This window comes from Cryptosporangium phraense, from assembly GCF_006912135.1.
Taxonomy (GTDB): Bacteria; Actinomycetota; Actinomycetes; order Mycobacteriales; family Cryptosporangiaceae; genus Cryptosporangium; species Cryptosporangium phraense.
Genome location: NZ_VIRS01000028.1, coordinates 25,300 through 38,324 on the forward strand (window position 1 = coordinate 25,300; position 13,025 = coordinate 38,324).

A 13,025-nucleotide genomic window follows, 5' to 3' on the forward strand; every position below is an offset into this window, starting at 1 on the left:
ATCGCTTGCCCCGGGGTGTCTGCTGACGCTGTGCCGGCCTACCGGGTGTTCCTGGGGATCCAGTTCGCGACGGCCGCGGTCACCGGGCTCGTCTACACGACGATCGTCGTCTACCGGGTGGACGCGGCCGGGCTGGACCCGTTGCAGCTGGTGCTGGTCGGAACCACGCTGGAGGCCGCGTACTTCGCGTTCCAGCTGCCGACCGGGGTGCTCGCCGACCTCGGGAGCGCGCGGACCTGCGTGGTGGCCGGGGTCGGGGTGCTCGGGGCCGGGTGCGTGGTCGAGGGCCTGCTGCCGTTCTTTCTCGGGATCCTGGCCGCCCAGGTGATCGGTGCGCTGGGGTATGCGCTGGTCAGCGGGGTGCTGGAGGCCTGGATCGCCGGCGAGGTGGGGACGGACGGGCTCGCCCGGGTGTATCTGCGGGGGTCGCAGGCCGGCCTGGCCGGGACGCTGATCGGCACCGCGGTCAGCGGGTTCGTGGCCGGGGTGCGGGTGAACCTGCCGCTGCTGGTCGGGGGTGGGGCGCTGATCGTGCTGGCGGTTGCGCTGCCGCTCGTCATGTCCGAGCGGGCGCGCACGACCGTCGAGGCCGAGCCCAGCGCGGCGGAGACCGTGCGGGCGGCCTGGGGGCTGATCCGGGTGCGGCCGGCGTTCCTGCTGGTGTTCGGGGTGGTGGCGCTGGTCGGTGGGTGGAGCGAGGCGATCGATCGGCTCTGGGGCGCGCATCTGATCGAGAACTTCCGGCTCCCCGGGCCCGAGGACGCGACCTGGTTCAGCATCCTCGGCGTCGCCGCGACGCTGCTGGGGCTGGTGGTCACCCAGGTGCTGGCGGCCCGTCGCCGGGAGACGATGAGCACGCTGCTCGGGGTCGTCGGGGTGCTGCTCGTGACGACGATCGTGTTCGGGCTGGCCGCGAACGTGGGGCTGGCGATCGGGGCCGCGCTCGCGCTGGCCGCGGCGCGGACCGCGTTCGCGCCGGTGCTCAGCGCCTGGCTCGTCGAGCGCACGGACCCGAGGGTCCGGGCGACGGTCCTGTCGGCCCGGGACATGTTCGACGCGACCGGTCAGGTCGTCGGGGGCCCGGCGATCGGGGCGATCGGCACCTGGTGGTCGCTGCGCGCGGCCCTGGTCGCCGGGTCGGCCGCGCTGATCCCGGCCGCCGGGCTGCTCGTAGTGGCCCGGCGGCGGGTGCGTACCGTCGATACGTCAGACGTTGAAGCCCAGCGCGCGTAGCTGCTCACGGCCGTCGTCTGTGATCTTGTCGGGGCCCCACGGGGGCATCCAGACCCAGTTGACCCGGAAGTCCTCCACCAGGCCACCGCTCACCAGCGCGGCCCGCGTCTGGTCCTCGATCACGTCGGTCAGCGGGCAGGCCGCCGACGTCAGCGTCATGTCCAGCGTCGCGATGTTCGCGTCGTCGACGTGGATCCCGTAGACCAGCCCGAGGTCGACCACGTTGATGCCGAGCTCGGGGTCGACCACGTCACGCATGGCCTCTTCGACGTCGTCGATCTTCGCGATGTCGAGGGCGGCTCCGCCGCCCGCGGTCGGCTCGGTCATGCCTGTGCCCCTTCGTTGGCCACGGCCTGGGCCGTGGCGTCCTTGAACGCCATCCACGCCAGCAGAGCGCACTTCACCCGGGCCGGGTACTTCGCGACGCCGGCGAACGCGACCGCGTCTTCCAGCACGTCCTCGTCCGGCTCGACCTGGCCCCGCGACTGCAACAGCTCGACGAACGTGTCGACGGTGGAGAACGCCTCCTCCACCGACTGCCCGACGAGCAGCTCGTGCAGCACCGACGCCGACGCCTGGCTGATAGAACACCCGGCACCGTCGTAGGAGACGTCGGCGACGCCACCGTCGGTCAGGTGGACCCGCAGCGTCACTTCGTCGCCGCACGTCGGGTTGACGTGGTGCACCTGCGCCTCGAACGGGTCACGCAGACCCTTGCCGTGCGGATGCTTGTAATGATCCAGGATGATCTCCTGGTACATCTGATCGCCAAAGAGCCCGCTCATCCGAAGAACCTCACGACCTGATGCAACCCGTCGACCAGCGCATCAATTTCCGCTTCGGTCGTATACAGGTAAAAAGACGCGCGGGTCGTGGCCGGCACTCCGAACCGCACACACGTCGGGCGCGCACAGTGGTGCCCCACCCGGACCGCGATGCCCAGCTCGTCGAGGTACTGCCCGATGTCGTGCGGGTGGATCGCGCCGAGCGAGAACGAGATCGTCCCGCCCCGCGCCTCGGTCGTGTCGGGCCCGACGATCGTGAGCCCGGGAACCGACTTCAGCCGGGGCAACGCGTACGAGACCAGCGCGTGCTCGTGCGCCTGGACGTTCTCCAGCCCCAGATCCATCAGGTACCGCGCGGCCGCGCCGAGCCCGATGGCCTCGGCGATCGGCGGCGTGCCGGCCTCGAAGCGGTGCGGCACCTCGGCGAACGTCGACCCGTCCATCGAGACGGTCTCGATCATCTCGCCGCCACCGAGGAACGGCGGCATGTCGTTGAGCAGGTCGGCCCGGCCCCAGAGCACCCCGATGCCGGTCGGCCCCACCATCTTGTGCCCGGTGAACGCGATGAAGTCGACGCCCAGGTCGGCCACGTTCACCGGCATGTGCGGCACCGACTGGGACGCGTCGAGCATCACCAGCGCGCCGACCTGCCGGGCCCGGGACACGATCGGCTCGACCGGGTTCTGCGTCCCCAGGATGTTCGACTGGTGGACGTAGGAGACGAACCGCGTCCGCTCGTTGATCAGCGTGTCGAGCTCGGAGAGGTCGAGCCGGCCGTCGTCGGTGATCCGGAACCACCGCAGGGTCGCACCCGTGCGCTGGCAGAGCAGCTGCCACGGCACGATGTTCGAGTGGTGCTCCATCTCCGAGATGACGATCTCGTCACCCGGGCCGACCAGCGGGAACTCCGAGCCGTCGGGACGCCCGGCCGAGTTGCCGAGCGAGTACGCGACCAGGTTCAGCGCCTCGGACGAGTTCTTCGTGAAGATGATCTCGTTGCGGCTCGGCGCGTGGATCAGCTCGGCGATCGTGTCGCGGGCGCCCTCGTAGGCGAGCGTCGACTCGGAGCCGAGCGTGTGCACCGCCCGGGCCACGTTCGCGTTGTGCCGGGCGAAGTGCTCGGAGATCGTGTCGATGACGACCTGCGGCTTCTGCGACGTGTTCGCCGAGTCGAGGTAGACGACCGGAACGCCCTCCGCGCCGCCCTCGTCGTGCAGGCGACGCGAGAGCAGCGGGAAGTCCTTCCGGATCAGCTCGACGTCGTAGCTCATGAGGTGGCTCCCGCGGCGAGGAAGCGCTCGTAGCCCGACTCCTCCAGCTCGTCGGCGAGCTCCGCGCCACCCTCTTCGACGATCCGACCGCCGACGAACACGTGCACGAAGTCCGGCCGGATGTAGCGCAGGATCCGGGTGTAGTGGGTGATCAGCAGCGTGCCGAGTTCCCCGGTGCCGCGAGCCCGGTTCACGCCTTCGGAGACGACCTTCAGCGCGTCGATGTCGAGGCCGGAGTCGGTCTCGTCGAGGATCGCGATCTTCGGCTTGAGCAGCTCGAGCTGGAGGATCTCGTGCCGCTTCTTCTCACCGCCGGAGAAGCCCTCGTTGACGTTGCGCTCGGCGAACGACTGGTCGACGCCCAGCTCCTCCATCGCGCCCTTGACTTCCTTGACCCACAGGCGCAGCTTCGGCGCCTCGCCGCGGACCGCGGTCGCCGCGGTGCGCAGGAAGTTCGAGACCGAGACGCCGGGCACCTCGACCGGGTACTGCATGGCCAGGAACAGGCCGGCCCGGGCCCGCTCGTCGACGGTCATCGCGAGGACGTCCTCGCCGTCGAGCAGGACGCTGCCGCTGGTGACCGTGTACTTCGGGTGGCCGGCGATGGAGTAGGCCAGCGTGGACTTGCCGGAGCCGTTCGGCCCCATGATCGCGTGCGTCTCCCCCGACTTCACGGTGAGGTCGACGCCGCGGAGGATCGGCTTGCTGTCTTCGCCCGCGTTGACGCTGACGTGCAGGTCGCGGATCTCGAGCGTGCTCACTGGGGGAACTCCTGGTTCGTGGTGAGAGATACGAGTACGTCGTCGCCGTCGACCCGGACCGGGTAGACGGGCACCGGCTTCGTGGCCGGCAGGCCGGTGGGTTTGCCCGACCGCAGATCGAAACGGGAGCCGTGCAGCCAGCACTCGATCGTGCAGTCCTCGACGTCGCCCTCGGAGAGCGGAACCGTCGCGTGGGAGCACTCGTCGCGGATCGCGAAGAACTCGCCGTCGGACCGGACCACGGCGATCGACTCGCCGTCGATCTCGACCGCGAGAGCGCCCTCGTCCTCGACGTCGCTCACCGCACAGGCGCGGACGTAGCTCATGCCCCCGCCTTGGCCAGCCGCGCGTCGATCGTGCTGGTGATCGCCTCGACCAGCTCGTCGTTGCCGATCTTCTGCGTGATCTCGGCGAAGAAGCCGCGCACGACCAGTCGCCGGGCCTCGTCGGCCGGGATGCCCCGGGACTGCAGGTAGAACAGCTGCTCGTCGTCGAAACGGCCGGTCGCGCTCGCGTGCCCGGCGCCGACGATCTCGCCGGTCTCGATCTCCAGGTTCGGCACCGAGTCGGCCCGGGCGCCGTCGGTGAGCACCAGGTTCCGGTTGATCTCGTACGTGTCGGTGCCGGTGGCCTCGTCCTGGATCAGCACGTCGCCGACCCAGACCGTGTGCGCGTCCGCGCCCTGCAGCGCGCCGCGGTAGACGACGTTGCTCCGGCAGTCGGGCACCGAGTGGTCGACGAACAGCCGGTGCTCGAGGTGCTGGCCGGCGTCGGCGAAGTAGATGCCGTAGGCGTCGATCTCGCCGCCGCGGCCGGTGAACTCGACCGACGTGTACTGCCGGACCAGGTCGCCGCCGAGCGTGATCTGGATGTGCGTGAGCCGCGAGTCGCGGCCGAGCTTCACCCGCTGGTGCTGCAGCTGAACCGAGTCGCCCGACCAGTCGGTGCGGGTCACGACCGTCGCCCCGGCGTTGTCACCGACGAGGATCTCGACGTTGTCGGCCAGCGTGACGTTGCCCGCGTGGTCGAGGAGGATCTTGACCTCGGCGTTCGGCTTGATGTCGAGCACCGTGTGGTGGTAGCTCGCGCCTTCGGCGCTGCGGCCGGTCAGGTCGAGGACCACGTACTCGTCCACCACGCCGGTCACCGTGACGACGGTCGCGGTCTTCACCTTCCCGTACGCGTCGGCCGAGGGGCGGTCGAACGGCGTCAGCGCGCTCCCGACCCGCGGGTCGTCCGCGCTCACGTGCTCGATGCGGACGCCGTCCGGCGCGCCGGCGCGCTCGTCGAGCGTGCCGTCCGGCGCCGGAGCGGCGCTGCTGTCGTGCAGGCCACGGAGCCGGCCGAGCGGCGTGAACCGCCACTCTTCCTCGCGGCCGGTCAGCTGCGGGAAGTCGGCCACGTCGTAGGACCGCAGAGCCACGGCCTTGCTGGCCCGCGGCTTGCCATCGGCCGGGCCGCCGTGACTGTGCGCTCCGGCGAGCACAGGAGCATCGCTAGACACTTACTTTGATCCTTCGTTCGAAGTTCGGGGGGCCTGATTAACCGACTGCGCCTTCCATCTGCAGCTCGATCAGGCGGTTGAGCTCCAGCGCGTACTCCATCGGAAGCTCACGGGCGATCGGCTCGACGAAGCCGCGGACGATCATCGCCATCGCCTCGTCCTCGGTGAGACCCCGGCTCATCAGGTAGAACAGCTGGTCGTCGCTGATCTTCGAGACCGTCGCCTCGTGCCCCATCGCCACGTCGTCCTCGCGAACGTCGACATAGGGGTACGTGTCGGAGCGAGAAACGGTGTCGACGAGCAGCGCGTCGCACTTCACCGTCGACTTCGAGCCGACCGCGCCGTCGAGCACCTGGACCAGGCCGCGGTACGACGTCCGGCCACCGCCCCGGGCCACCGACTTGCTGACGATCGTCGACGACGTGTTCGGGGCCGCGTGCACCATCTTGGCGCCCGCGTCCTGGTGCTGACCCTCGCCCGCGAACGCGATCGAGAGAACCTCGCCCTTGGCGTGCTCACCGGTCATGAACACGGCCGGGTACTTCATCGTCACCTTGGAGCCGATGTTGCCGTCGATCCACTCCATGGTCGCGCCCTCGTGGCACACGGCCCGCTTGGTGACCAGGTTGTAGACGTTGTTCGACCAGTTCTGGATCGTCGTGTACCGGCACCGGGCGTTCTTCTTGACGATGATCTCGACGACCGCGGAGTGCAGCGAGTCCGACGTGTAGATCGGCGCCGTGCAGCCCTCGACGTAGTGCACGTACGCACCCTCGTCGACGATGATCAGCGTCCGCTCGAACTGGCCCATGTTCTCGGTGTTGATCCGGAAGTAGGCCTGCAGCGGGATCTCGACGTGCACGCCCTTCGGCACGTAGATGAACGAGCCACCGGACCAGACCGCGGTGTTCAGCGCGGCGAACTTGTTGTCGCCGACCGGGATCACCGAGCCGAAGTACTCCTTGAAGATGTCCTCGTGCTCTTTGAGCGCCGTGTCGGTGTCGAGGAAGACGACGCCCTGCTCCTCGAGGTCTTCCCGGATCTTGTGGTAGACGACCTCGGACTCGTACTGGGCCGCGACGCCGGCGACGAGGCGCTGCTTCTCCGCCTCGGGGATGCCGAGCTTGTCGTAGGTGGCCTTGATGTCCTCCGGAAGCTCCTCCCAGCTCTGGGCCTGCTTCTCGGTGGAGCGCACGAAGTACTTGATGTTGTCGAAGTCGATGCCGCCGAGGTCGGCGCCCCAGTCGGGCATCGGCTTCTTGCCGAACAGCGTCAGCCCCCGGAGACGGCGGCGGAGCATCCACTCGGGTTCGTTCTTCTTCGCCGAGATGTCCCGGACCACGGCCTCGTTCAGACCACGCGTCGCGGCCGCGCCGGCCACGTCGGTGTCGGCCCAGCCGAACTGATAGTTGCCCAGCGCCGCGATCTGCTCGTCCTGCGTGAGCGGCACGGTAGCGACAGGCGCGCCGGCCTCCGAGCGGTTCTCGGGCGTGATGGCGGTCATGAGGACGTCCTCCCGGGACGGGTGTAGGTGCAGGTAATGCCGTGGTTCACACTGCTTCTTTCGGTCTCGGCGGCGCCGGTATGTGCGTCGTACAGACGCCGTCGCCGTGCGCGATCGTCGCGAGCCGCTGGACGTGGCTGCCGAGCAACCGCGAGATGACCGCGGTCTCGGCCTCGCACAGCTGCGGGAACTCCGCGGCGACCTGGGCGACCGGGCAGTGGTGCTGGCACAGCTGCCCGCCGCCGGCCAGCGCCGAAGCGCTGGCAGCGTAACCCTCGGCGGAGAGCGCGTCGGCCAGGGCCTCGGCCCGCGCCAGCGGATCGTCACCGGCGTCGGCCATCGCCGCCCGGCACCGCTCCTCGAGTACCCGCACGCGCTCGGCGGCGAACGTCGCCACCGCGTCGTCACCGTGCAGGCGGGCGAGGAACCGGAGCACCTCGGCGGCCAGGTCGTCGTACATGTGCGGGAACGTCTCCCGACCGGCGTCGGTGAGCACGAACTCCTTGGCCGGGCGTCCGCGGCCCCGCGGGCCGCGGCCCGGCCGCTCCCGGCTGACGACGCTGCCCTCGGCGAGCATCGCGTCGAGGTGGCGGCGGACGGCCGCCGGGGTGAGGCCCAGTCGCTCGCTCAGGTCGGCGGCCGTGGCCGCGCCTTCTTCGAGCAGGAGTCGGCCGACCCGGTCACGGGTCCTCTCGTCGGTGGGCCCGACGGTCGGCTCGACGTTTTTCACAACATCATTGTTGCGGATATCCGGCGGACCGGCCAGCGCGGGTTACGCGTGGGTATTCGTGAGCACGGTCACGCAGGGTAGCCTTACCTTTCTACGACACGCCCGATAATCGTGTGGTCTGTGAGCATTCCCCGCGTGGGGCACGATGGCGCCCGTGACTTCAGTTCTCGCCGGACGCCTCGCCGATCCCGCGGCACGGGAGGCAACCGTGGTCGCGCGAACCCCGGCGCCGCGCACCCGCAAGACGCTCGCGGCCGACCTTCGGGCCCTCGGCGTCCGGGACGGGGATGTGCTCCTCACCCACACCTCGGTCTCCGCGCTGGGCTGGGTCGCCGGGCGCGAACACGCGGTGATCCTGGCTCTGCTCGACGCGGTCGGGCCGACCGGCACGCTCGTCGTCCCGACCCAGACCGGCACCAACTCCGACCCCTCCGAGTGGCAGGCGCCGGCCGTGCCGGCCGAGTGGTGGGACGTCATCCGGGCCGAGGCGCCCGGCTTCGACCCGGCCCGGACGCCGACCGACGGCATGGGCTGGCTGCCCGAGACGCTGCGGACCTGGCCCGGCGCGGTCCGCAGCACCCACCCGCAGACGTCGTTCGCCGCGCTCGGCCCGTCGGCCGGCGCGCTGATGGCCCGGCACGACCTCGACTGCCGGTTCGGAGACCGGTCGCCGCTGGCCGCGCTCGAGGCGGCCGGTGCGAGAGTGCTGCTGCTCGGCGCCGGCTACCACGCCTGCACCGCGTTCCACCTGGGTGAGGCCCGGTCGGCCGGAGCTCCGCGGGAACGGCTCGCCTGCGCGGTGCTCGACGCCGACGGCGAGCGTCGCTGGACCCACTACGTCGACGTCGTGGCCGACGAGCGGGACTTCGCCTCGCTCGGCGCCGCGTTCGCGGGCACCGGCGAGGTGACGGCCGGCCCGGTCGGGTCGGCCCGGGCCAAGATCTTCGCTCTGGACGCCGCCGCGCGCTTCGCGTCGACCTGGATCCCGGCGCACCGGCCGGGCTGGAGCTCTTAGCGGAAGACCACCGTGCGGTCGCCGTTGAGCAGCACCCGGTGCTCGACGTGCCACTTGACCGCCCGGGAGAGGGCCAGGCACTCGACGTCCCGGCCGCTCTGCACCATCTCGTCCGGGCCGTCGGTGTGGTCGACTCGGGCGACCTCCTGCTCGATGATCGGGCCCTCATCCAGGTCGCCGGTGACGTAGTGCGCGGTCGCGCCGATCACCTTGACGCCCCGGGCGTGAGCCTGGTGGTACGGCCGGGCGCCCTTGAAGCTGGGCAGGAACGAGTGGTGGATGTTGATCGCGCGTCCGGCCAGGTCACGGCAGAGGTCGTCGGACAGGATCTGCATGTAGCGGGCGAGCACGACCAGGTCGACCCGGTGTTCGTCGATCAGCCCGCGCAGCTTCGCCTCGGCCTCGTCCTTGGTGTCCGGTGTCACCGGGACGTGGTGGAACGGGACGTTGTGCCAGCGGGCCAGCGCCGCGAAGTCCGAGTGGTTCGAGACGATCGCCGGGACGTCGATCTTGAGGGCGCCGGTCTCGCGGCGGAACAGCAGGTCGTTGAGGCAGTGCCCGAGCTTGCTCACCAGGATCAGCACCCGCGGGCGGACCGCGAGGTCGTGGACGCCCCAGTCCATGCCGAACTCGGCCGCGGTCGGCGCGAACTCGTCCCGCAGGTCCCCCGCACTGCCGGTTGCCGGACCGGAGATGTGGACGCGCATGAAGAAGCGGCCGGTGAACGGGTCGCCGAACTGCTGGCTCTCCAGGATGTTGCAACCGGCACCGGCGAGGCGGCCGGCGACCGCGTGGACGATGCCGGGACGGTCGGCACAAGACAAGGTGAGGACGTACTGGGGTGACGATTCGGGCACGGCCTGGAGGCTACCCGGAGCGATTCGGAGCCGATCGTCTACGGCACATAGAATGCCGCGCATGAGTACCGCGACCGCCGCCGCTACCGAGCCGGCAGCACCGGACCGGGACCCGACCTGGTTCCAGCGGCTGCGGAACGCGCCGTCGCTGGTCCGGTGGCTCGCGTTCGGGACGGTCGTGGGCAACATCGTGATCGTGCTCACCGGCGCCGCGGTCCGGCTGTCGGCGTCCGGGCTCGGCTGCCCGACCTGGCCCAAGTGCACCGACGACAGCTACACGAACACGCCCGAGTTCGGCATCCACGGCTACATCGAGTTCGGCAACCGCCTGCTGACGTTCGTCCTGTCGGCGATCGTGGCCGCGGCGATCATCACGGTGTTCCTCCAGCGGCCCCGGCGCCGCTCGCTGGTCTGGCTGTCGCTGGCCCAGTTCTTCGGCATCGTCGCCCAGGCCGTCGTCGGCGGCATCACGGTGCTGACCGGGCTGAACCCGTGGACGGTTTCGGCGCACTTCCTGGTGTCGATGGCCCTGATCTACGCGGCCTACGCGTTCTGGGTCCGCACCGGCGAGGGCGACGGGCCGCGCGACTGGCGGGTCACGGCGCCGCTGCGCTGGGTCGGCCGGGGAATCGCCGTGGCCGCGGGCGCGACGATCGTCATCGGCACGGTGGTGACCGGGAGCGGCCCGCACTCGGGCGACGGGAACGCCCCGCGGACCGGGTTCGACCCGGCGCTGGTCAGCCAGCTGCACGCGGACGCGGTGTTCCTGCTCATCGGGCTGACGATCGGGGGCGTGCTGGCGCTGCGCGGGGTCCCGGCCGCCCGCAACGCGGTGATCGCGCTGCTCGTCGTCGAGCTGGCCCAGGGGCTGATCGGGTACGTCCAGTACTTCACGCACCTCCCGGTGGGCCTGGTGGCCGCGCACGTGCTCGGTGCCTCCATCCTCTGGGCGTTCGCTCTCCACGTCCTCTTCAGCCTCCGGGTGCGGAATGATCGACTTACGGCCTGAGCAGGGCGGTCGCGGGCGGGGCATCGCGGCCGCGATCGAGGGTGGCTTCGCGGCCTGCTGGTTCGGCTGGGCTCAGGCCGAGCCGCCGGGCTGGCTCGTCCCGCTGCTGATCGTCGGCGCGGTGCTGAGCGGCGCTCTCGCGGTCGGCGGGGTCGTGCTGGCGGTGCGGAGCCCGTCCGGGTCGTCGCCCATGGCCGTCGCCCGCACGCGGACGCAGTACTACGTCACGGTGGCGATCGAGGTCGTGCTCATCTGGGCCGGATCGGCCCTGCTCGGGGCCACCGGCCACGACGAGTACATCGCGGCCTGGATCGCGCTGGTCGTCGGCGTGCACTTCGTGCCGCTCGGCCGGTTCTTCGGTGAGCCGCTGCTGCAGATCTCCGGCGTGGTGATCTCGCTGGTCGCGATCGGCGCGGCGGTCGTCGCGCTCGCGACCGACTCCGGCAGCAGCACGGTCGCCGGCACCGGCACCGGCCTGGCGCTGCTCGTCACCGGTGTTCTCACGCTCTTCGGCGTTCGCGCCCCGAACTGACTCATTCGCCCCACGGTCCCCGGCCGGGACCGGCACCATGGCCCGATGATCGGCAGCCTCGGCGGCACCGTCCGCAGACGTGGTGGGTTGGCCGCGGTGATCGCGGGCTTCTTCGGCGCGGTGTGGTTCGGCTGGGCGCGGGACGGGCTGGCCGAGCGTTACGAGTGGGCCCTGATCCTGGTGATCGCGCCGTCGTTCCTGGTCGTGGGCTGGGGCGCGGTGCGGGCCTGGGGTCCGCCGCCGGCCGGTGGCGAGCCGGCCGACCCCACGTTCAGGCACCGGTCCCCGATCCTGGTCGGGGTCGAGTTCGTCGTGGCCGCCGCGGCCGCCTGGTTCACCGGCCCCGCGTCCGACGTGGTGCTGGCGGTCACGACGATCGTGATCGGCCTGCACTTCGTGCCGCTCGCCCGGCTCCTGGGGCAGGCGCTGCTCGGGTGGGCCGGCGCGGCGATCGTCGTCGTCGGGCTGGTCGCGTGGGCGACCGCGGCCGTCGCCGACGACAGCAGCGACCCGGTCGCCGGGCTCGGGACCGGCGCGGTGCTGCTGGCCGCCGCCCTCCTGACGCTCCGCCGGACCGCGGTCGGGCCGACCGTCAGAGCGTGATCGGGACGCCGGTCACGTCGGCGGAGTACTCCCAGAGCCGGCGGGCGTTCGGCTCGTCGTAGGCGGCCGCGGTGTACCGGACGCGCACCGGGCGACCGCGCAGCTCCCCCGGGCCGCCCGGGCCGTAGTACTCGCCGCCCGCCGCGGCCGGATCGGTGGCGGCGCGCAGCGTCGGCAGCGCGCCGGTCGCGGCCGACTGGCCGATCACCTTCGTCGCGGCCGCCGAGAGCACGGTGAACAGCGTGGCCCCGTTCGCCCCCGGGCCGGTCGTGACCAGGTTGGTCGCGGTGTAGCCGGGGTGGGCTCCCAGGCTGGCCACCGGAGCACCGGCGGCGCGGAGCCGACGGTCGAGCTCGAGCGTGAACCAGGCGTTGGCGAGCTTGGAGAAGTTGTACGCGCCGGTAGCCGAGTAGCGGCGCTCGCTCTGCGGGTCGTCGAGCAGCGACGGCGACCCGAACTTGTGCATGACGCTGCTGAGCGTCACGACCCGGGCCCCGGGCCGCTCGAGCAGCCGGGGCAGCAGCAGCCCGGTCAGCGCGAAGTGACCCAGGTGGTTGGTGCCGAACTGGGCCTCGAAGCCCTGGGCGGTCGTGTGCCGGGTCGGCACGTTCATGATCCCGGCGTTGTTCACCAGCAGGTCGAGCGGCCCGGTCGTGGCGTCCGCGAAGGCCCGGACCGAGTCGAGATCGGCGAGGTCGAGCGGCCGGACCTCGATCCGGCCGGCCGCGGCCGGCACGGCCGCACGCAGCCGGTCGAGCGCGGCCGCGCCTTTGGGCGCGCTCCGGCAGGCGAGGAGGACCGCGCTGCCCGCGCGGGCCAGCGCCTCGGCCGCGCGGTAGCCGATGCCGCTGTTGGCGCCGGTGACGACCGCGACGCGTCCGGTCTGGTCGGGGATGTCGGCCGCGGTCCAGCGGGCCACGACTAGTGCTTCCCGCCCATGTATTTCCACTCGGGCGGGCCGGTCTTGATGCCGGTGACGAGGTCGCGATCCCACTCGTCCTTGACCGTGACCTCGGCCTCGGCGCAGGCCGCGGTGGCCGCCTCGACGCCCCCGGCGACGACCTGATCGCCCCAGGCGCCGTCGGCCCCGACGAGCACGACCCGGGCACCCTTCTGCCCGAGGTACTCCACGACGGCGGTCGCCCCGCCATGGGACGACGCGAACCCCTGCAGCCGCTTGACGATGTCAGCCATGCCGACACGTTACCGACCGGTAGGGCC

The 13,025-nt window shown here is 71.2% G+C and carries 16 protein-coding genes; 5 read left to right on the forward strand and 11 right to left on the reverse strand.

The annotated features are described in order from the left end of the window. The first annotated feature begins 15 nt into the window (after window positions 1–15). Window positions 16–1,233, forward strand: a complete 1,218-nt coding sequence (locus FL583_RS30405) for an MFS transporter (protein WP_142708305.1) — start codon at window positions 16–18, stop codon at window positions 1,231–1,233. Here the strand turns inward: FL583_RS30405 and FL583_RS30410 are convergent. Genes FL583_RS30410 through FL583_RS30445 form a run of 8 tightly spaced genes read right to left on the reverse strand, consistent with a single transcriptional unit; the run spans window position 1,207 to window position 7,788 of the window. Further along, window positions 1,207–1,560, reverse strand: coding sequence for a metal-sulfur cluster assembly factor (locus tag FL583_RS30410; RefSeq protein ID WP_142708306.1), 354 nt, complete (start codon window positions 1,558–1,560; stop codon window positions 1,207–1,209). The two genes, FL583_RS30405 and FL583_RS30410, sit on opposite strands and share 27 nt — an antisense overlap. After that, window positions 1,557–2,018: a Fe-S cluster assembly sulfur transfer protein SufU gene (gene sufU, locus FL583_RS30415; RefSeq protein WP_240746866.1), complete on the reverse strand. Its 462-nt coding sequence runs from the start codon at window positions 2,016–2,018 to the stop codon at window positions 1,557–1,559. Before sufU ends, FL583_RS30410 begins: the two co-directional genes overlap by 4 nt. After that, on the reverse strand, window positions 2,015–3,289 hold the full coding sequence (locus tag FL583_RS30420) for a cysteine desulfurase (protein ID WP_142708307.1): 1,275 nt from the start codon (window positions 3,287–3,289) through the stop codon (window positions 2,015–2,017). The genes sufU and FL583_RS30420 overlap by 4 nt, the downstream gene beginning before the upstream one ends. Beyond that, a complete protein-coding gene (sufC, locus tag FL583_RS30425) occupies window positions 3,286–4,050 on the reverse strand; it encodes a Fe-S cluster assembly ATPase SufC (RefSeq protein WP_142708308.1) in 765 nt (254 codons plus the stop codon). The genes FL583_RS30420 and sufC overlap by 4 nt, the downstream gene beginning before the upstream one ends. After that, entirely contained in the window at window positions 4,047–4,376 is a 330-nt protein-coding gene (locus tag FL583_RS30430; RefSeq protein ID WP_142708309.1) for a non-heme iron oxygenase ferredoxin subunit, read from the reverse strand. Before FL583_RS30430 ends, sufC begins: the two co-directional genes overlap by 4 nt. Beyond that, window positions 4,373–5,536 (reverse strand): Fe-S cluster assembly protein SufD, encoded by a 1,164-nt coding sequence (gene sufD, locus FL583_RS30435; RefSeq protein WP_142708370.1) that lies wholly within the window; start codon window positions 5,534–5,536, stop codon window positions 4,373–4,375. Before sufD ends, FL583_RS30430 begins: the two co-directional genes overlap by 4 nt. 55 nt (window positions 5,537–5,591) lie before the next feature. Next, window positions 5,592–7,058, reverse strand: coding sequence for a Fe-S cluster assembly protein SufB (gene sufB / locus FL583_RS30440; RefSeq protein WP_142708310.1), 1,467 nt, complete (start codon window positions 7,056–7,058; stop codon window positions 5,592–5,594). A 46-nt stretch (window positions 7,059–7,104) separates the two neighbouring features. Next, entirely contained in the window at window positions 7,105–7,788 is a 684-nt protein-coding gene (locus tag FL583_RS30445; protein ID WP_205752592.1) for a helix-turn-helix transcriptional regulator, read from the reverse strand. 208 nt (window positions 7,789–7,996) lie between these two features. Between FL583_RS30445 and FL583_RS30450 the strand changes: the two genes are divergently transcribed. Beyond that, the gene (locus FL583_RS30450) at window positions 7,997–8,803 is read left to right on the forward strand and encodes an AAC(3) family N-acetyltransferase (RefSeq protein ID WP_420843223.1); all 807 of its coding nucleotides are present in this window, start codon (window positions 7,997–7,999) and stop codon (window positions 8,801–8,803) included. Here FL583_RS30450 and purU read toward each other — a convergent pair. Beyond that, on the reverse strand, window positions 8,800–9,723 hold the full coding sequence (gene purU, locus FL583_RS30455) for a formyltetrahydrofolate deformylase (RefSeq protein ID WP_142708313.1): 924 nt from the start codon (window positions 9,721–9,723) through the stop codon (window positions 8,800–8,802). The two genes, FL583_RS30450 and purU, sit on opposite strands and share 4 nt — an antisense overlap. On the opposite strand from purU, the gene FL583_RS30460 reads away from it, so the two are divergent. The 3 genes from FL583_RS30460 to FL583_RS30470 are packed head-to-tail and all read left to right on the forward strand — an operon-like array spanning window position 9,722 to window position 11,804. Further along, on the forward strand, window positions 9,722–10,669 hold the full coding sequence (locus FL583_RS30460; protein WP_142708314.1) for a COX15/CtaA family protein: 948 nt from the start codon (window positions 9,722–9,724) through the stop codon (window positions 10,667–10,669). The genes purU and FL583_RS30460 overlap by 2 nt on opposite strands. Next, entirely contained in the window at window positions 10,650–11,201 is a 552-nt protein-coding gene (locus FL583_RS30465; RefSeq protein ID WP_142708315.1) for a hypothetical protein, read from the forward strand. Before FL583_RS30460 ends, FL583_RS30465 begins: the two co-directional genes overlap by 20 nt. 45 nt (window positions 11,202–11,246) lie before the next feature. After that, window positions 11,247–11,804 (forward strand): hypothetical protein, encoded by a 558-nt coding sequence (locus FL583_RS30470; RefSeq protein WP_142708316.1) that lies wholly within the window; start codon window positions 11,247–11,249, stop codon window positions 11,802–11,804. On the opposite strand, the gene FL583_RS30475 is transcribed toward FL583_RS30470, so the two are convergent. Then, window positions 11,794–12,723, reverse strand: coding sequence for an oxidoreductase (locus tag FL583_RS30475; RefSeq protein WP_205752594.1), 930 nt, complete (start codon window positions 12,721–12,723; stop codon window positions 11,794–11,796). The two genes, FL583_RS30470 and FL583_RS30475, sit on opposite strands and share 11 nt — an antisense overlap. A 2-nt stretch (window positions 12,724–12,725) precedes the next feature. Next, entirely contained in the window at window positions 12,726–12,998 is a 273-nt protein-coding gene (locus FL583_RS30480; protein WP_142708318.1) for a hypothetical protein, read from the reverse strand. Between the last annotated feature and the right edge of the window lie 27 nt (window positions 12,999–13,025).

What these genes read in the sequence shown, in the direction of transcription:
- FL583_RS30410 (WP_142708306.1), bottom strand. Translation starts at nt 1,560, where the DNA reads ATGACCGAGCCGACCGCGGGCGGCGGAGCCGCCCTCGACATCGCGAAG.
- sufU (WP_240746866.1), bottom strand. Translation starts at nt 2,018, where the DNA reads ATGAGCGGGCTCTTTGGCGATCAGATGTACCAGGAGATCATCCTGGAT.
- FL583_RS30420 (WP_142708307.1), bottom strand. Translation starts at nt 3,289, where the DNA reads ATGAGCTACGACGTCGAGCTGATCCGGAAGGACTTCCCGCTGCTCTCG.
- FL583_RS30430 (WP_142708309.1), bottom strand. Translation starts at nt 4,376, where the DNA reads ATGAGCTACGTCCGCGCCTGTGCGGTGAGCGACGTCGAGGACGAGGGC.
- sufB (WP_142708310.1), bottom strand. Translation starts at nt 7,058, where the DNA reads ATGACCGCCATCACGCCCGAGAACCGCTCGGAGGCCGGCGCGCCTGTC.
- FL583_RS30460 (WP_142708314.1), top strand. Translation starts at nt 9,722, where the DNA reads ATGAGTACCGCGACCGCCGCCGCTACCGAGCCGGCAGCACCGGACCGG.
- purU (WP_142708313.1), bottom strand. Translation starts at nt 9,723, where the DNA reads ATGCGCGGCATTCTATGTGCCGTAGACGATCGGCTCCGAATCGCTCCG.
- FL583_RS30465 (WP_142708315.1), top strand. Translation starts at nt 10,650, where the DNA reads ATGATCGACTTACGGCCTGAGCAGGGCGGTCGCGGGCGGGGCATCGCG.
- FL583_RS30470 (WP_142708316.1), top strand. Translation starts at nt 11,247, where the DNA reads ATGATCGGCAGCCTCGGCGGCACCGTCCGCAGACGTGGTGGGTTGGCC.
- FL583_RS30480 (WP_142708318.1), bottom strand. Translation starts at nt 12,998, where the DNA reads ATGGCTGACATCGTCAAGCGGCTGCAGGGGTTCGCGTCGTCCCATGGC.